The 18,144-nt window shown below is 43.5% G+C and carries 13 protein-coding genes; 5 read left to right on the top strand and 8 right to left on the bottom strand.

Annotated elements, in window-relative coordinates:
- The first annotated feature begins 10 nt into the window (after window positions 1-10).
- The gene (locus tag G632_RS0107635; protein ID WP_022768428.1) at window positions 11-1,153 is read left to right on the top strand and encodes a glucose-1-phosphate adenylyltransferase; all 1,143 of its coding nucleotides are present in this window, start codon (window positions 11-13) and stop codon (window positions 1,151-1,153) included.
- Window positions 1,153-2,271, top strand: a complete 1,119-nt coding sequence (gene glgD / locus G632_RS0107630; protein ID WP_022768427.1) for a glucose-1-phosphate adenylyltransferase subunit GlgD — start codon at window positions 1,153-1,155, stop codon at window positions 2,269-2,271. The genes G632_RS0107635 and glgD overlap by 1 nt, the downstream gene beginning before the upstream one ends.
- Window positions 2,272-2,347: 76 nt before the next feature.
- Here glgD and G632_RS0107625 read toward each other — a convergent pair whose 3' ends face one another.
- The gene (locus tag G632_RS0107625; protein WP_022768426.1) at window positions 2,348-4,417 is read right to left on the bottom strand and encodes a methyl-accepting chemotaxis protein; all 2,070 of its coding nucleotides are present in this window, start codon (window positions 4,415-4,417) and stop codon (window positions 2,348-2,350) included.
- 256 nt (window positions 4,418-4,673) lie between these two features.
- Here G632_RS0107625 and G632_RS0107620 point away from each other — a divergent pair, with 256 nt between their 5' ends.
- Both G632_RS0107620 and G632_RS21960 read left to right on the top strand, forming a co-directional pair.
- Entirely contained in the window at window positions 4,674-6,140 is a 1,467-nt protein-coding gene (locus G632_RS0107620) for a methyl-accepting chemotaxis protein (RefSeq protein ID WP_022768425.1), read from the top strand.
- Between the two features lie 140 nt (window positions 6,141-6,280).
- Entirely contained in the window at window positions 6,281-6,454 is a 174-nt protein-coding gene (locus G632_RS21960; RefSeq protein WP_022768424.1) for a hypothetical protein, read from the top strand.
- 98 nt (window positions 6,455-6,552) lie between these two features.
- Here G632_RS21960 and G632_RS0107610 read toward each other — a convergent pair whose 3' ends face one another.
- Window positions 6,553-6,804, bottom strand: a complete 252-nt coding sequence (locus G632_RS0107610) for a hypothetical protein (RefSeq protein WP_022768423.1) — start codon at window positions 6,802-6,804, stop codon at window positions 6,553-6,555.
- Between the two features lie 218 nt (window positions 6,805-7,022).
- Between G632_RS0107610 and G632_RS0107605 the strand changes: the two genes are divergently transcribed.
- Window positions 7,023-7,793, top strand: coding sequence for a hypothetical protein (locus G632_RS0107605; protein WP_022768422.1), 771 nt, complete (start codon window positions 7,023-7,025; stop codon window positions 7,791-7,793).
- 71 nt (window positions 7,794-7,864) lie between these two features.
- Here the strand turns inward: G632_RS0107605 and G632_RS0107600 are convergent, their stop codons facing one another.
- The 6 genes from G632_RS0107600 to G632_RS0107575 all read right to left on the bottom strand — a co-directional run bounded on the left by G632_RS0107600 (window position 7,865) and on the right by G632_RS0107575 (window position 18,107).
- Window positions 7,865-10,639, bottom strand: coding sequence for an FAD-dependent oxidoreductase (locus tag G632_RS0107600; RefSeq protein WP_051154912.1), 2,775 nt, complete (start codon window positions 10,637-10,639; stop codon window positions 7,865-7,867).
- Window positions 10,640-10,813: 174 nt separating this feature from the next.
- Window positions 10,814-11,785, bottom strand: coding sequence for an ABC transporter ATP-binding protein (locus G632_RS19265; RefSeq protein ID WP_022768420.1), 972 nt, complete (start codon window positions 11,783-11,785; stop codon window positions 10,814-10,816).
- A complete protein-coding gene (locus tag G632_RS0107590) occupies window positions 11,785-12,921 on the bottom strand; it encodes an ABC transporter ATP-binding protein (RefSeq protein WP_022768419.1) in 1,137 nt (378 codons plus the stop codon). Before G632_RS0107590 ends, G632_RS19265 begins: the two co-directional genes overlap by 1 nt.
- Window positions 12,922-12,926: 5 nt before the next feature.
- Window positions 12,927-14,588, bottom strand: a complete 1,662-nt coding sequence (locus G632_RS21720; protein ID WP_022768418.1) for an ABC transporter permease — start codon at window positions 14,586-14,588, stop codon at window positions 12,927-12,929.
- A 17-nt stretch (window positions 14,589-14,605) separates the two neighbouring features.
- On the bottom strand, window positions 14,606-15,592 hold the full coding sequence (locus G632_RS0107580; RefSeq protein ID WP_022768417.1) for an ABC transporter permease: 987 nt from the start codon (window positions 15,590-15,592) through the stop codon (window positions 14,606-14,608).
- 121 nt (window positions 15,593-15,713) lie between these two features.
- On the bottom strand, window positions 15,714-18,107 hold the full coding sequence (locus tag G632_RS0107575) for an ABC transporter substrate-binding protein (protein ID WP_022768416.1): 2,394 nt from the start codon (window positions 18,105-18,107) through the stop codon (window positions 15,714-15,716).
- Window positions 18,108-18,144: the final 37 nt, after the last annotated feature.

Raw genomic sequence — 18,144 nt, 5'->3', positions numbered from 1 at the left:
GGATCTTACTATGGCGCAAAACGAAATGTTAGCGATGATCCTGGCAGGTGGACGTGGAAGCAGGCTAAAAGACCTAACCACGAAGGTAGCTAAGCCAGCAGTTTTCTATGGGGGAAAATATCGTATCATTGATTTCCCTTTAAGTAACTGTGCAAACAGTGGCATCGATGTAGTCGGTGTCCTTACACAGTATGAGTCCGTACTTCTTAACAGTTATGTGGCACAGGACGGACGTTGGGGTCTCGACACCAGGGACAGCGGTGTTTATGTCTTAACTCCCCGCGAAAAGGCTGATCAGGGCCTTGATGTTTTCCGCGGAACCGCTGATGCAATCTCACAGAATATCGATTTCATCGATACCTACGATCCGGAGTATCTTCTCATTCTTTCCGGAGATCACATTTACAAGATGAATTATTCCAAGATGCTTGATTATCACAAGCAGATGCACGCTGACGCAACCATTGCTGTCCGCGGTGTTCCCATGCGTGAAGCAAGCCGTTTCGGAATCATGAACACAGATGGCAAGGGCAGGATCATAGAATTTGAGGAAAAACCCGCCAAGCCAAAGAGCAATCTCGCATCAATGGGTATCTATATCTTCAGTTGGAAGCTTCTTCGCAAGATGCTGATTGAGGATATGAAGAATCCCGATTCAGATCATGACTTCGGAAAAGACATTATTCCAAGAATGTTAAACGAAAAGAGAGGTCTTTTCGCATACGAGTTTAAGGGTTATTGGAAGGATGTAGGAACCATCGACTCCCTCTGGGAAGCAAACATGGACCTTCTCGATCCCAAGAATCCGCTCAACCTCAATGATTCATCATGGCTTATCTACACAGAGGATGTATCCACTCTTCCTCAGTACATAGGTAAGGAAGCCAAGATCAAGAAAGCTTACATCACACAGGGTGTTCGAGTAGAGGGAAGCGTTACAAACTCCGTTCTCTTTACGGGAGCAGTTATCGGCAAGGGAGCCAAGGTAGTTGATTCAGTCATCATGCCCGGCGTAGTGATCGAGGAAGGTGCAACGGTCACAAGAGCACTGGTAGCTGAAGATGTTCATATTGGCAAGAAAGCCAAAGTCGGCTCTAAGAACAGCGAGAGCATTGAGCTTGTCGCTAAAAATGTGAAAGGAGGTACAAAGTAATGACAGTTAAGGCATTTGGTATAGTATCCTCCGCAGATAACTCCATCCATGTAGAGGGTCTTCACGATTACCGCCCCATCGGCGCATTCTCTTTCCTTGGAAGATTTCGTGTTATAGACTTCCCTATTTCAAACATGAGTAACAGTGACATTAACCGTATTCAGGTATATGTTCGTTCAAGGCCGAGATCAATCGCAGAGCACGTAGGAAGCGGAAGACATTACAACATCAACTCAAAGAGAGGTAAGATTCAGCTCCTCTTCTCTCAGAACTCATCTTCCCGCTCCATTTACAACAACGATATCTCAGCTTATATGGAGAACCTTGATATCATCCAGCGTATGCACCAGGATTATGTTATCATCGCTCCCAGCTACATGGTTTACAAGCAGGATTTCAGACAGCTTCTCGATGCACATGTTGCTTCAGGCGCAGACGTTACTCTCCTTTACCACAAGGTTGATAACGCCAGAGAGTACTTCAAGAACTGTCACACCGTTACAGTTAACAAGCAAAAGGGTGTTCAGTCCATCGACAAGAACCTCGGAACAGCCAATTCAAAGAATATCTTCATGGATACCTATTGTATGCATAGGGATGTTTTTGTGGAACTGGTCAAATCAGCTAACTGGATGTCATCCATGTACACTCTTGCAGATATCGTAAACCTTAAGTGCAAGGATATGGACATCAGAGCATTCCAGCACAGAGGCTACTTTGCTACTCTCACAAGTCTTGAGGACTACTTCAACGCTTCAATGGAGCTTCTTGACTATGACAAGGCTCATGACCTCTTAAGACCTGAATGGCCTATCTACACAAGAACAACGGACGCATGTCCTACACAGTACTTTGAGAGCGCCAAGGTTACTAATTCCTTTGTAAGTAACGGATGTCTCATCGAAGGAACAATAGATAACTCCATCATCGGACGTAGTGTAACCATCAAGAAGGGAGCTGTTATCAAGAACTCCATTATCATGGCCTACTCCACGATTGAGGAGGGAGTTCACATTGAAAATGCTATTGTAGATAAGTGGGCTCACATCATTCATGCCAAGAATATCAGGGGCGAGGCTGATGCTCCACAGTATATCAAGAGGCAGGACACACTTTAAAAAAGCGACACCCAAAAATAAAGCAGCGGGAATGTTATCATTCCCACTGCTTTTTTATTGCTCCATTCGGAGCTCTTTATTTAAGTTTGAACTTACCAACAATCTCTTTAAGTGTTCCGGCGATCTCTTCCTGCTTGCCTGACATGTCGTTTACATTAGAAACAACATCTGCAGCTGCCATTACGGAGTCGTTTACTCTGCTGGAGAGATCAGCAGTATCCTGTGTGGACTCTGCGATATTCTGGATAGCCTTTGAAACTTCTTCCATTGCAGATCTGATATTCTCAACCATCTGAGCAATGTTCTCTGAAGAACCGCCGAAGGAATCAGCATCATCTCCATACTGCTTAGCTACATTTACGAAGTTATCATAGTCAGGTGTAACTGTCTCTTTAATAAACTCAAGCAGCTCTCCTGAAGAATTTGAAAGTGTTCCGAAAGCTTCCTGTACGCCATCGATTGTATCTCTGATCTGTTCAACTGCTTCAGATGTTGAACTTGCAAGCTTGTTGATCTCGGAAGCAACTACCGCAAATCCCTTACCTGCATCTCCTGCTCTTGCAGCCTCAATACTTGCATTGAGTGAAAGAAGGTTGATCTGGTCAGCAATCTCAGCGATTGTATCTGCAAGAGTTCCGATCTGATCAACAACCTTAGCCTTTTCATTGGCTTCTGCAAGATCAGCTTCTCTCTGCTCTGCAATGCTGATGGCATTGTCATAAGCCTGCTTGGACTGTCTTTCAATATCTCTTGCTCTTGCCTTGATATCTGCAGCCTCAGCGCTGGTCTTCTCTGTCTCTCCGGCAAGCTGATGAACGGATGCATTAACTTCTTCAACAGAAGCATTAACCTCCTCGGTTGCTGCACCGGAGGACATCATAGCATCGTTAACACCTGAGATATTGCCCTGGATACTTGTGAACTGATCCTGAAGTTCGCTTGCCATGGTTGCAAGACCTGATGATGTCTCGGATACCTGCTCGGATCCATCTGAAATCTTACTGATAACATCGCGGTTACTCTCAAACATGTTGTTGAGGGAATCGGACATCTGGCCAAGCTCGTCTCCGCTCTTACTCTTGATCTTATTAACTGTAAAGTCTCCGTTTGCAAGAGATCCGGCGAAGGCCTTAACATTGTTGATGCTCTTTGAGATACTCATTACGAATACCCAAATGATAGCTGCGCCTACCAAAAGAGCTATAACGCAGATTACAGAAAGCTTAGCTGTAGCTGCTTTAACAGGCTCTTCCAGCTCATCTATATTCATACGAAGTGCAAGCTTCCAATTAACGTCAGGGATAGTAACATATGTCAGAAGGACGTTTTTGCCGTTTTCCATAAAGGCGCCCATCTGAGGTGATGAAGAATCCTTGGCCATAAGCTCTGCACCCATAGCTGCAAGATTCGGATTTTCATCGGCTGTAACATTTACACCATTTTCTACTTTTGCAGAGTCAAGGCAGTAAAGGTATGTTCCCTTTGAATCAAAAAGCATAGCTGTTCCGGTCTTACCAACCTGAATACTTGCAACCATCTCTTCAATATCGCCAAGAGACATATCTACTGTTACACAGCCAACATATGTGCCATTGTCATAGATTGGTGCAGAACAGCTGGCCATAACGATACCTGATGTAGGATCATAGTATGGATCTGTAATTATTGCCTGTCCCTCTGAAAGGCCCTTAGCATTCAGATAGTATTCCTGATTGAAGTAATCGTATTCTGCATTACTGTAATCATAGGTCTCAACAATCTGCCCGCCATCTTTATACCAATATGGACCTACGTACATTTCTTTTTCATCAAATACATATGGTTCAAACCAGATTCCGGAACCAAGTACCGAGTCATTATTGGTTATGATCTTAGTGATTGTACCCTTGTAGTTATCCATCGTAACAAAACGATAGGATGTTGATATCATCTGTGCGATATCAACGCAGGATGTCTTAATGATCTTGAGCTTGCCATCAACAATATTAGCGTTAGCTATTACTGTCTGATTCATTGTGTCGGTGTTTCCTGTCTGAATTGATGCGCTCAGCTGATTGGCTGCCACATATGTAAGAAGCACCATTGCAATAGCCATGATAGGCAGGATACAAAGCAGCATCTTGGCACGAAGGCTCATTTTCTTCATCTGTTTACCCCTTTTCTTAATGGAATTGTTTGGAAATTCTTTGAATTGTCAATTTATTAGACAACATAATAATTGTACTATACAGCGCATACAATATGTTCTTAAAAAAGTATAAAAAGAAATGAATATATAATAAATGCGCGTATTAGAGGATTTTCTTTATCAATTTTTAATAAACGCTTTTGCGTTATTTTCACTGTTTACATGTTAAAATTAGAGTGGTGTCAATTCATCTAAAACTAAGGGAGAATAATATATGAACGCTGAACAGTACAAAAGAGCCACCAATAACAGTTTCTATGTATGTGTTGTAATTCTTGTAAGCGGTCTGATATTAACAATTATCAAGCTGTTTAGTGCCGGCGTAACCCCCGGACGAATAGCCATCATTATTGCTGCCGGAATTGGTGGTGCTATGGCTGCTATTGGTAATTTCAAATTCCCTACAGTAAAAAGAGGATCAATTCTTTTAATGGGAGGCTCCACTATTTTTTACTTTGTCCTTCTTATTGCTGAAGATAATCTTATATACTTCGCATTCGGCCTTCCGATACTGATATGCTCCATCATCTATTTGAACGTTAATTTATGTAAGTATGGAATAGCTGCTATAACGCTTTCTTTTATAATCACTTGCGTAAAGATTTATATTGCAACTGGTTCTATGGATCAGTCTCTACTGCCGGCTGCCATAACTCTTGGCCTTGCATTCATCGCATGTCTTTGCACCGTTACACTTCTGACCATGTTTAATACCGAAAACAATGCAGTCATAAGTGAGAATGCAGACAAAACTCTTCAGGCCGGAAATGCTATGGCTGCTATTGCCAATACCATTACAGATCTCTTCAACGAATCCCAGGAAGATATGAGCACTCTTCAGGAAATCATGGATACTCAGCATTCAGGCATGCAGGATATCGCCAGCAGCATGGAAAGTACTGCTCAGGCAATAACCAATCAGGCTCAGAAGGTTCAGGAAATCCAGGAAGAAACAGATGCCACAGAACAAAACAGAAAAGAGATGACAAAGGCCTCTGAGAATGCTCAGAGAACTGTACAGGAAGGCGTTCAGGTAATAAGTGAGCTTAAGAATAAGTCACAGGATGTTGCAAGAACCAGTCAGGTAACCGTTGAAACCACTCAGGCTGTTATCAACAAGGTGGAAGAAGTTCAGAAGATTGTCGGCTCCATCATGTCAATTTCAAAGCAGACCAACCTTCTTGCTCTCAATGCAAGTATCGAAGCTGCCAGAGCCGGCGATGCAGGTAAAGGTTTTGCAGTTGTTGCCAATGACGTAAGAGAACTTGCTGCTGAAACAAACACAGCTTCGACTGAGATCACAAATATCATCAATGAGCTTACCGAAGATGTACAGAAAGCCATGGCCAGCATAGATGACACTGTTGCATCTGTATCAGAACAGAACGAAATGATCGAAACCGTAGGCGAAAACTTCGACAGCATCAATGACAACGTAACAGAGATGCTCGATCGCTTCCAGGTAATCGGAGAAGGCATGAAATCCATAGCATCTTCTACTACAGAGATCAATGACAGTATTTCAAATCTATCCGCCACCAGTCAGGAAGTTGCGTCTCTTTCCAATCAGGGCTTAGAGTCCTCAGACAGGGCAGTTGAAAAATTCGAGGCTTTCAAAGGCACTCTGGGACAGATTTTCCAACAGGCCAACAAGCTCAAAGACATGCAGACAAAGGGCTGAGAGGGTTTTATTTCATAAATTTTTCTAAAATTTCACACAAAAGCCTTAACTTGGCATACATAATTACGTTATAATACTCAGTAGCAGGAAATATCTGCTACTGAGTATTTTTACAATTTAAGAAAGGAGGAGAAATGTGTATGACAGCTACATGTGATGCAAAAATGGAAGTAATTGACTGCATTCTTCACGATTGCGAGAATGAGTATTATCCTGATCCTGAAAAAGTAGCTCATATTACCGGTCTGCCACTGGGGGTTGTTTTTGATCTTTTAATCGAACTTAAGAACCAAGGTCGTCTTGGAAAGCGCTGATAATCAGATAGGAGAATCTTATGGAAATCACGCAGCAGTATTAAAGGTCCTGTGCTTAAAAAGCTCAGGACCTTTTATTTTGCGATTATTGGCTGTTTTTAGAGCATTTCTACAGGCTCATGTGTAAAGTCTGCTTTGCCATCCTCATACAGCTTTCTGACGAAATCTATAGCTCTTGAACCCGATTCCTCAATCGGAACATTCTGGCTGTAAATATACTTAATATGATCTCCGCTGGTAAGAGCAAAATCAATCTCTGTTCCGGAAATCTGGCCGTCTCCAAAGTCAAGTGGCTTAACTTCCACTTCTTCGACTTCCTTAACAATTCCTTCACCAAAAAGTACTCTCATCGATAACCCTCCTTGCGTTATATAATTGTTAATTTATCATTGCAATTACGTTCAGACCACTAAATACATTTTATCACTGATTACCCCAGTCAATTATTAAAAGAATAAAAAAAGTTGGAGAAATAGCTATAATATGCTATACTAGGCAAGGTGTTACAGAAAATGTAATATTTGTGGCTAAGCCACTTGAGACTATATTCGTTTTAAGGAGTTATATCATGATCAGAAATAAGAAAATAGCTGCAGCAGCTGTTGCAATTTTGCTATCTTTATCCGCTTTAACAGGCTGTTCTTCATCCGATAAGAGCGCAGCCAAGGAAGCTGCCGAGGGCTTTATGGAAGCCGTTAAGACCGGCGATACCAACGCCATAAACAATTACTCTTCTTCAGAGGTATCCACAGGCTCTTTCGTAGCTCTTTTCGATAAAAATTATCTGAAAGAGGATCTCACCTCCAAGCTCGGCAATCCGGAGCTGGATGATACAACAGTAGCTAAGCTTGACGAACTGGGAGCCATGTACTCCACTCTCATGGAGGAATATCAGCTCACAGAGGTTTCACTAAACGATGACGGAACTGCTACTGCTTACGTCACCATGAAGGCAAGTTTTCCCTATGATATTATTACCAGTGAGGATACGCAGGCTAAATTTACTGCCGCGACTGATGAATACAACGTCAATAGCCAGGACGAACTTTTAAAGATCACAGAGGAACAGGGACAGGATGCAGCCATTGCCAAGGCTTATAACGACATTATTCTCCTGGCGGTAGATATCTATGAAGATGCTATAGAGTCTTCCGAGCCGGTATCCTATCTCATCGCTCTTAACCTTTCCAAGAACGAAGAAACAGGAACCTGGTATGTAACATCGGTTCAGAGCTATGACAGCTCAATCGCAGGTACAGGAGCTCCTGCAACTGAAACAGACACATCGGCAACAGAGAGTTCTTCCGCAGCTTCATCAGAATCATCTACAGATAATTGAGAAATTCAAGCAAATAAATGGGAGTAGGTTCCTTGAAACCTACTCCCATATTTTTTGTCTTTATTACTATATTACTTGCCGCCTGTGAGCTTGTTGATAATGATCTTACCGGCTCTCTTTGCTGCGTATGGTCCAACAGCCTTGAGCTTGTCCTCAGATCTGTACATTGTGCTTGCAGCAGGCATATCACGTGTAAGGTGGATAGCGTCGAATTCACACTTGGTTGTGCAAAGTCCGCATCCGATACAACGGTTCTCATCAACGGTTGTAGCACCACATCCAAGACATCTTGCTGCCTCAGTCTTAACCTGCTCCTCTGTAAGAGTAAGTCTGAGGTCATCGAAGGTATCCTTGGCAACTCCGGCCTTCTTGCCCGGAATCTGTCTCTGTGCGTTATCAAAGCTCTCAACCTTAATGTCGTCTTTATCAAGCTCGATGAACTCTCTTCTGTCACGGGCAAGGTCAAGACGGTTTCCTTTATGAACGAAACGGTTGATGGATACGTAGCCTTCTCTTCCGCCTGCAATAGCATCAATAGCGAACTTAGCTCCTGTAAATACATCTCCGCCCACGAAGATATCAGGCTCTGCTGTCTGTCTTGTGAGTGCGTCAGCCTTTGCTGTGCCGTTTCTGTTGAGTTCAACCTTTGTTCCCTTAAGAAGGTCTCCCCACTGAACTGACTGTCCGATGGAAAGAAGCAGATTCTCACAAGGAATTGTGATTGTGTCGTTCTCATCATACTGAGGGCTGAATCTGTGCTCTGAGTCAAATACTGAAGTACATCTCTTAAATACAACAGCTGTTACATGACCATTCTCAGAAAGAACTTCCTTAGGTCCCCAGCCATTCTTAACCTCGATTCCCTCTTCCTTAGCTTCAGCAACCTCGTCCTTAGCAGCCGGCATCTCTTTTTCACTCTCAAGGCAAAGCATTGTAACCTTGCTTGCACCTGCTCTTACAGCAGTTCTTGCAACGTCGATAGCAACGTTACCGCCACCGATTACTACAGTCTCACCATTAAGCTTAATTGAGTGATCCTGGTTAATGTTACGAAGGAAGTCAACACCGGTCTGAACTCCTTTGGAATCCTCACCGGGAACTCCTGCCATTCTTCCGCCCTGCATACCGATAGCGATGAAGAATGCCTTATATCCTTCAGCACGAAGCTGCTCGATTGTAATGTCTTTTCCTACTTCTACGCCGCACTTAAACTCAGCGCCCATTTCCTTTATAACATCGATTTCTGCCTCGATGATATCCTTCTCAAGACGATAGCTTGGAATACCGTTCATAAGCATTCCGCCGGCTCTTTTCTCTTTCTCAAATACGGTTACAGGATAGCCGTTGAGACGCAGGTAATATGCAGCTGAAAGTCCTGCAGGACCTCCACCGATTACTGCTACCTTGTACTCATCGCCCCACATACCGCCGTCATGCTTCTCGCAAAGAGGCACATATCTCTTATCTGCCTTAAGGTCGAGAGAAGCGATGAACTTCTTGATTTCATCGATAGCAAGAGGCTGGTCGATGGTTCCTCTTGTACATGCGTCCTCACAACGTCTGTTGCAGACAGCACCACAAACCATAGGGAATGGATTGTCCTGTTTGATGAGCTTAAGAGCATCTTCATATCTGCCCTCAGCAGCCATCTTGATATATCCCTGAACTGAAAGGTGAACAGGACAGGCAGTCTTACAAGGTGCTGTACCTGTGTCATAGCAGTTGATCTTGGCATCGTCACGATAGTTATAGTTCCACTTGTGAGGTCCCCACTTCTTGTTATCAGGAAGCTCGCTCTTAGGATAAGTAACCTCTGTGCCGTTCTTCTTGCAAAGCTTCTGGCCGAGCTTAGCAGCGCCGACAGGACATACCTCTACGCACTTACCGCAGGCAACACACTTCTCCTTCTCAACATGAGCTCTGTAAGCTGATGCTGACATATTAGGTGTGTTAAAGAGCTGTGATGTACGAAGAGCGTTACATACGCCGGGAGCACAGTTACAGATAGCAACAATCTTGCCCTCGCCGTCGATATTTGTGATCTGGTGAACATAGCCGTGACGCTCTGCTCTCTCTAAGATCTCATAAACTTCTTCCTTGGTGATATAGTGTCCGATTCCACGATCATCCATGTACTCGGCCATATCTCCCATACCTATGCAGTAATCACCACGGATCTCTCCGCTTCCCTCTCCACGCATAGCCTGCTGCTTACGACATGAGCACTCTGAAATACCGTACTTGTCATACATGTCGATCCAGCGTGACAGATGCTCTACAGGTACTGACTGATTCTCAAGTGAGATAGCCTTCTCAACGGGAATAACGTGCATTCCGATACCGGCTCCTCCTGGTGGAACAGACTCTGTGATTCCCTGAAGTGGAAGCTGTGTCATAAGGTTAAAGAATGTAGCCATCTCAGGATGCTCATCAGTGATCTTATCCTGCATCATCATAAACTCAGCTGATCCCGGAACGAAAATAGGAAGCTCATACTGAAGGTGCTTATCAGGTGTCTTAGCCCTGTTCTGCTCGATGATACCGATAAATCTGAGGTCGTGAACCATCTTGGTACACTCTTCTTCTGTCATGTTGTTCATCTTAGCAAGTTCAGGAATTGAATAAGGTACACGTGTCTTCTTGAAGTTAAGACAGAATCTTACCTGCTCCTTGTTAAGAACCCGGTCAAGCATCCAGTACTCAGGATCTCTGTTGTTGACCTTCTTGGTGATCTTTTTGATCATACGATCAGTAATGAGAGTTGCCAGCTCAAGAACCATTTTTTCCTTTTCAGGATCTTCTGCCACATAGTTCTCGTCCTGCCAAAAGTCATTCTCGTTGATCATAGGATCACCGATTTTCCATTCAGCCATAGTTTTTGCCATAATTATCCCCTTTTTCTTAAAATAAAATTTAACATAATAATCTATTTTTATATTACCATAAAAACGGCTTTTTTTCCGCAAAAAAAGGCGATTTTCACCGCCTTTTATGCATTACTTATTCAGTTTCCAAAATGATCAGTTTTCATCGTAAAGATGGCAGCAAACAGCGTGTCCGTTTCCCATATCCTTAGGAGTAGGAGCAACCTCTTTACACTTAGCCATACACTGAGAACATCTTGTATGGAACTTGCAGCCCTTAGGTGGGTTTGCAGGTGAAGGAATGTCTCCCTGAAGCAGGATTCTGTCCTTCTTGATATCAGGATCAGGCATTGGAATTGCAGAGAACAATGCCTTTGTATATGGGTGCAGAGGATTTGCAAAGATATCCTCTGTATTACCTGTCTCAACCAGATTTCCAAGATACATTACGCCAATAGTATCGGAAATGTGCTCAACTACAGAAAGGTCATGCGAAATGAACAGATATGTAAGTCCTCTGTCTTCCTGAAGCTGCTTTAAAAGGTTAATGATCTGTGCCTGGATAGAAACATCAAGCGCTGATACAGGCTCATCACATACAACAAACTCAGGCTTAAGAGCAAGGGCTCTTGCGATACAGATACGCTGTCTCTGTCCGCCGGAGAACTCATGAGGATATCTGTCCTTGTGGTATTCCTGAAGTCCGCACTCCTTCATGATATTGCTGATGTACTCATCATACTCTGATGCAGGTACAAGTCCGTGCTCTCTTACAGCCTCTCCAATGATTTCACCGATAGGAAGTCTTGGTGAAAGAGATGAGTACGGATCCTGGAAGATGATCTGCATCTTGGTTCTGAGCTCGCGGAGCTGCTTCTTATCAAGCGTACTGATATCCTGACCGTTGAAGATGATATCTCCTGAAGTCTTCTCAATAAGTCTTAAGATTGTACGTCCTGTTGTTGACTTACCACAGCCTGACTCTCCAACGAGTCCCATTGTTGTTCCTTTTTTGATTGTAAAAGAAACATCGTCAACAGCCTTAACTTCTCCTGTAACGCCTCCAAAGAAGCCGCCCTTTATGGGGAAGTATTTCTTGAGGTTTTTAACTTCTAATATATTTTCCATCAGTTAAGCCCTCCTTCCTCACATCTGTAGCAGGCAACCTCATGTGTAGGTGATACCTTATAAGTCTTAGGATAAGCGCCGTTACACTTTTCTGTGCACATCTCACATCTATCCTTGAAATAGCAATAATTGGGCATATCAATAGGATTAGGAACATTACCGGGTATGCTGTAGAGCTTATCTACGTGCTTACCAACCACGGGCTTTGAATTCATAAGTCCGATGGTATAAGGATGTCTTGGATCCTTGAAGATCTCTGTAGCAGTACCTTTTTCTACTACTCTTCCGGCGTACATAACAACAACGAAATCAGCCATCTCAGCTACAACGCCAAGGTCATGGGTGATGAGCATGATAGATGAATTGATCTTGTCCTTAAGATCACGCAGAAGGTCAAGGATCTGAGCCTGAATTGTAACATCAAGAGCTGTCGTAGGCTCATCGGCAATGATAAGCTTAGGATCGCAGGCAAGAGCCATAGCGATCATGACACGCTGTCTCATACCACCTGAAAGCTCATGAGGATACATTTTGTAAACGCCCTCCTTGTTGGCAATACCAACAAGCTGAAGCATCTCAAGTGTTCTTGCCTTAACATCATCAGCGCTCATATCAGGGTTGTGAAGCTTAATAACCTCATCAACCTGATCGCCGATCCTGAATACAGGATTAAGGCTGGTCATAGGCTCCTGGAAGATCATACCCATGGAATTACCACGGAGCTTCTGCATGTAAGATGCAGGTGCATTTACTACGTTAATAGCCTTATCTCCGGTGTTGAATCTGATCTCACCCTCGACAGTCTGTCCTGAAGGGCGCTGAACCAGCTGCATAAGTGAAAGAGAAGTTACACTCTTTCCGCATCCTGACTCACCAACGATACCTACAGTCTTACCTGTTGGTACTTCGAAGGAAACACCGTCAACGGCCTTAACTGTTCCTATATCTGTAAAGAAATATGTGTGTACATTATCAAACTCTACACAGTTATCCGGATTCTTCATCTGAGTAACATACTCGCTCTCCGGAATGTTTTTTCTGTTTCTCTTTTTCTCAATTGCTGCAGTGATCTTACGGTTTTCTCTTGAAATCCTTCTCGACTCCCTGGCAGAAATATAATTATCCTTTTTAGCCATCTTTATCACCTCTTCATCTTTGGATCAAACGCATCACGAAGTCCGTCACCTATAAAGTTAAAGGCAAGAACCGTAAGCAGGATGAATACGCCGGCAGGAAGCCAAACAAATACATAATTGCTCATAACGTAAGAATCATTAACCGCGTTGATGATTGATCCCCAGGAAGCTGCAGGATACTTGATACCAAGTCCCAGGAATGAAAGTGTAGCCTCTGCAAGGATAACATCACCAAGTCCCATACTTGCGAATACGATAAGCTGTGGAACTACGTTTGGAATAAGGTGCTTAAAGATACGTCTGTAAGTACTGATACCTGTTGCTTCTGCTGCAACCATGAACTCCTGCTCACGAAGAGAGAGGATCTGTCCTCTTACGATACGGGCAATACCAACCCATCCGATAACAGCCATGATAACGCAGAGCATGTAAATACGTGTTGTTGCGCTTGCCTGATAGTAGTCCATGATTGAACCAAGGATCAGGTAAAGAGGCATTGTAGGAATACAGTAAACCACATCTACTATACGCATCAGGAGGTTATCTACCCAGCCTCCGAAGAAGCCTGCGATACCACCGATGATCATTCCGATGAACACCTCAATGAAGATTACAACGAATCCGATAAGAAGTGAGATACGTCCACCGTACATAAGTCTTGCAAGAAGGTCCATGCCGTTAGCGTCTGTACCAACCCAGTGCTTAGCTGAAGGTCTTGCGTATGTATCGATAACTCGTGTCTCCTGGAATCTTCTGAAGGTGTACTGTCCGTTCTTGTTCTCAATCCTGTACTCGATCTCGGTTCCGTCTTCATCAGCGAAGGTGAAGGAAGTCTGTCCAGCCTCGATAGCAGCCATAGCAGCCTCCTTGTATGCAGGGCTGATGAACACACCTGCATTGGCAGCGTTGAAGTTGACGTCTGAAACAAGAGCTACTTCTGTAGTGCCATCAGTAATGACATCTCCATCAACGGAATATGTCTTGCCGTCTGCTTCAAAAGACTTCTCTCCATCAGCAACGGCTGTCAGAGCGCCGCAGTAGAATTCGTATGAAAGCTTGGCATCCTTTTCATAGGTTGTAAAAGACTTCATGGCAGCTACGCCCATCTCTGTTGCTTCATAAACAGATGGCATTGGGTCACCATTGTCCTGGAAAACATAAGTCTTACCGTCTTTGTCAACAAAGAAGTTCTCACCTGCTGCTACTGCTTCATCATAAGCAGCATTCTTTTTAAGAAGCATGTTTACTTCTTCCAAAGAGAAGATACGGTATACGCCCTCTCCTACATTTCCGAGTCCTAAAAGTGAACCGTCTCTGGTCTCAAATACGAACTTGTTTGTGGAAGCAGCAATAAGTGTCTTTGAATAAATATCTGATGGAAGCTTTACTCCATCTACCTGATAGATCTGATACTGATCTATAGCTGTTGCTCCGGCATAATCCTTAAGGATCTGCTCTGTTGTATAGAATACCTGACTCTGTGAATAAGGATTTAAAAGGCCTCCCACAAATGAGAACAGGAACATAAATACTATAATAACGATACCTACAATAGCGAGCTTGTTTCTGATGAATCTCTTAAAGACCATCATTCCGGGAGAAAGAACTCTGACTCTGTTTGCATCATCAAGGCTCATATCTTTTTTCTCAATATTTTCGTTAGCCATTTCTTCTTCCTCCTTTCTTAATTTACTCGTACTCTTGGATCAACAAGAGCATATGTGATATCTGCGATGAGGTTGCCTAAAAGAATAAGAACAGCCATAAATACCATGTAGAACATAACAAAAGGAATATCTCCCTGAGTTACGCACTGATAGAAAGTATATCCTATTCCGGGGATCTGATAGAGAGTCTCAGTGATCATAGCACCACCAAAGAGTCCCGGAAGTGATCCACCGAGAAGTGTAACGATAGGAATAAGTGTGTTCCTGAAGGCATGGTGATTGATAACCTTGTTCTCAGGAAGACCTTTTGCTCTTGCTGTTCTGATGTAATCAGAATTCAGAACCTCGAGCATGTTGGCACGTGTATAACGCATAAGGGATCCGATACTTACAACGACAAGTGTAAGTGTAGGAAGTACCATATGCTTAACCATATCTAAAACTTTTCCCGCATCGGACATAGTCTCATGCATACGGCTTACGATACCGTACAGATCAACCCATCCGAGTCTGATGGAAAAGACATATTTCAAAATTGTCGCAAAGAAAAAGCTCGGCAGTGAAATACCGATGAGTGCAATAACTGTTATTGCGTAGTCTGCAATTGAATACTGTTTTCTTGCTGCTACGATTCCGGCAGGAATAGCAATTAAGATCTCAATAATAAATGCAGCAAGTCCGAGTCCGAATGAATACCAGATAACACTGGAGAACTTCTGAAGAACAGGCTGATTGAAATACCAGGAATCTCCAAAATCCAGTCTAATCGCTTTAGATAGCCATCTGAAGTATCCCTGAACTATGCCGGTATCCAGACCATACTGTGCGTTGAGCTGATCAACCCACTCCTGAAATGACTTTGATCCGGGTCTCTGGGCAAGGGTCATTGCCTGAGTCTCCACGTAAGATGTAGGCATCAGACGCATTATTGTATAAATGATCATAGATACAAAGAATAGAAGAACAACAGATATAAGCAGTCTTCTAATTATAAACTTCTTCATTGTAATGGTGCTCCTTATCTAGTAGAAAAACAAAATCTTTTGGCGCAGAAATCGCAGTGCACAGCTGTGCACTGCGATTTGCTACCAAATAAAGCATAATTTACGGATTTTCCGCTAAAACTTAGTTCATAGCAATCTTATGAATCTCGTTGAGATATGTGTAGTATGTTGTCTGATCAGGTGTGATAGTGTCAACATTGATTCTCTCTGTGCTGAATATGTTGCAATCCTGTCTCTGATATACAGGGATCTCACATGCAAAATCAACAACGAAGTCAAGAGCCTCTTTGTAAAGAGCCTTACGAACTGCCTGATCTGTTACAGTTCTTGCCTCAAGAACGAGCTTATCAAGCTCATCTGAGTAGATTCTGTAATGACCTGCGCTACCACCCTCTGAGTGATAGATCTGGAACATATCAGGATCAAGAGTTGTCTGCCAAGCTGCACACCAGAGCTCTGCTGTGCCGGCCTCAAGAGCATTCCAAAGGATGGATGTGTCTGAAAGGTCGTTGATCTGAAGATCAAAGCCGATGGTCTTAAGTGACTCAGAAGCTGCTGTAAGGATACCGAATGAAGGGTGATCACCTGATCCGCCGCCACCGATCATTACTTCGTAACCAAGCTTAGCACCTTCAGGAGCTGCTGTAAGCTTACCGTCTGTTACTGTGTAACCTGCTGCCTCGAAGTAGCCAAGAGCTGCCTCAAGAGCTGCTGCATACTTCTCATCCTCGCTCATGCCTGCTGTGTAGATATCATTTCCGTTTACATCAACAGAGAATGCTACCTTGTAATCAGGATCTGAAGCCTGAGGAGCTGCCCATGATGTGTTAGAAATAGGATAGTTGATAACTGAAGCAGCTTCGCCGTAGTAAGAATCAATTGTTACGTCACGGTAAACTGAAATTACAGTTGCGATAGCCTTTCTAAGGTTCTTAGAAGCCTCGCTGCCGTTCTCTCCGCCTACACAAACGTTCTCAGAGTTCATACCGATGTAACCGTATCCTCTGTAGTCTGTAAGAACTGTTGTGAGCTTGTCACCTGAGAGCTCACCGTTTGAGTTCTCGCCGGCGATCTGCTCAAGAGCTGACTTAGAAGCTGAAGGATCAGAGATATCAACTGTACCCTGAACTACACCGCTCTCCTTATCAGCATTTGATGTAACCTTGAACTGAAGGTTCTTAGTTACAGGAACACCTTCCCAGTAGTTCTCGTTAGCTGTCATGTAAACGATCTTGTTCTCGAACTTCTCGAACTTGTAAGGGCCAGCTCCCATAGGAGTTGTTGTCTTAGCACGAACGCTTGAAAGGTCACCCTTCTCAAATCCGAACTTGTTGTTGTCATAATCATACTTTGAAGGATCACCATAGTAGTGCATAGGTGATACCATGATTGCGAGCTGGTAAATAGCTGTAGCATCAACCTCTGTAAGAGTAATCTTTACAGTGTGGTCATCAACCTTCTGAATACCTTCAACGTGATCTACAGAATCACCTGTCTCAATAGCAACCTTGTAGTCATCTGAAAGGAAATCAAGGATTCCTGAATCAGCCTGCTCTGTGTCAGAAAGAGTAACAACATCTCCTTCGTAAGATGCCATCATCTCATTCCAGAAATCTTCTGCTGTAGGAGCCTGTCCGCCTGCAACATCAAATGTTGTTCCTGTTGCAGCAGTTGTGATTGTTCCGTCCTCGTTATCCTTAGCAAAGCCCCAGTTAGCCATTGCGTTAGCGATGTCTGCCTTAGCAACTGCCTCTGTAGCTGCAAGATAACCCTTAGCTGTGCAGTAGTCTGCGATTGACTGAGCAAACTTAGCACCTGCCTCAGGAAGATCTGTCTCGAAGAACTTCTTCTGCTGATCTTCTGTTACAAATGTGAAGTCTGTGTTATCAGCTCCGCCCTTAACAAGAAGGTTAAAGAGTGTATCTGATCCGCTTCTGTACTCTGCAAGACCTTTGATAGGAAGAGCGTATGTTGAAGCACTTCCGTCGTATGAAGGATCAATGTAAACATAATATGAAAAGATTACGTCATCAGCTGTGAGCTCCTCACCATCTGAGAACTTAACGCCCTCACGAAGCTTGAACTCATAGTCAACTGTTCCGTCAGCGTTCTCTGTTACAACACAATCAGCGATTCCCTGATAGGTGTAATCAGTTCCGTTGTAAGTCTTAGTCTCTCCCTCGATACCGTTGTAGATGAGCTCACCTGCACGGTCATTGCCGAGAAGAGCTACTGATGTGAAATCAGCTACACGCTGATCCGGTACGGATGCAGCAAAGAACTCGCTGAATTTCTCTGAAAAATCGTCAGATGCGATTACCAGTGGTGCGTCAGAACCAGATGCTACTTCTTCTGTAGAAGCGGCTTCAGTTGCCTGATCACCGGTGTTTTCTGTTGCCTGCTGTGTATCAGCGCCTGTATTGTCAGATGCGGGCTGCTGTGCGCCACAAGCTGCTGTTCCAAGAACAAGAGATGTAGCAAGAAGTACAGACAACACTTTGTTTCTGTTTTTCATAAACATTCCTCCTTTTGTATTTATTTAAATGCCCCTC

Source organism: Butyrivibrio sp. NC2007 (assembly GCF_000421405.1).
In the GTDB taxonomy this organism is placed as follows: Bacteria; Bacillota; Clostridia; order Lachnospirales; family Lachnospiraceae; genus Butyrivibrio.
This window is presented reverse-complemented; position numbering and strand designations above follow the sequence as displayed.

What these genes read in the sequence shown, in the direction of transcription:
- G632_RS0107620 (WP_022768425.1), top strand. Translation starts at nt 4,674, where the DNA reads ATGAACGCTGAACAGTACAAAAGAGCCACCAATAACAGTTTCTATGTA.
- G632_RS21720 (WP_022768418.1), bottom strand. Translation starts at nt 14,588, where the DNA reads ATGGCTAACGAAAATATTGAGAAAAAAGATATGAGCCTTGATGATGCA.
- G632_RS0107600 (WP_051154912.1), bottom strand. Translation starts at nt 10,639, where the DNA reads ATGATCAACGAGAATGACTTTTGGCAGGACGAGAACTATGTGGCAGAA.
- G632_RS0107575 (WP_022768416.1), bottom strand. Translation starts at nt 18,107, where the DNA reads ATGAAAAACAGAAACAAAGTGTTGTCTGTACTTCTTGCTACATCTCTT.
- G632_RS0107590 (WP_022768419.1), bottom strand. Translation starts at nt 12,921, where the DNA reads ATGGCTAAAAAGGATAATTATATTTCTGCCAGGGAGTCGAGAAGGATT.
- G632_RS0107625 (WP_022768426.1), bottom strand. Translation starts at nt 4,417, where the DNA reads ATGAAGAAAATGAGCCTTCGTGCCAAGATGCTGCTTTGTATCCTGCCT.
- G632_RS19265 (WP_022768420.1), bottom strand. Translation starts at nt 11,785, where the DNA reads ATGGAAAATATATTAGAAGTTAAAAACCTCAAGAAATACTTCCCCATA.
- G632_RS21960 (WP_022768424.1), top strand. Translation starts at nt 6,281, where the DNA reads ATGACAGCTACATGTGATGCAAAAATGGAAGTAATTGACTGCATTCTT.
- G632_RS0107610 (WP_022768423.1), bottom strand. Translation starts at nt 6,804, where the DNA reads ATGAGAGTACTTTTTGGTGAAGGAATTGTTAAGGAAGTCGAAGAAGTG.
- G632_RS0107605 (WP_022768422.1), top strand. Translation starts at nt 7,023, where the DNA reads ATGATCAGAAATAAGAAAATAGCTGCAGCAGCTGTTGCAATTTTGCTA.
- glgD (WP_022768427.1), top strand. Translation starts at nt 1,153, where the DNA reads ATGACAGTTAAGGCATTTGGTATAGTATCCTCCGCAGATAACTCCATC.
- G632_RS0107635 (WP_022768428.1), top strand. Translation starts at nt 11, where the DNA reads ATGGCGCAAAACGAAATGTTAGCGATGATCCTGGCAGGTGGACGTGGA.
- G632_RS0107580 (WP_022768417.1), bottom strand. Translation starts at nt 15,592, where the DNA reads ATGAAGAAGTTTATAATTAGAAGACTGCTTATATCTGTTGTTCTTCTA.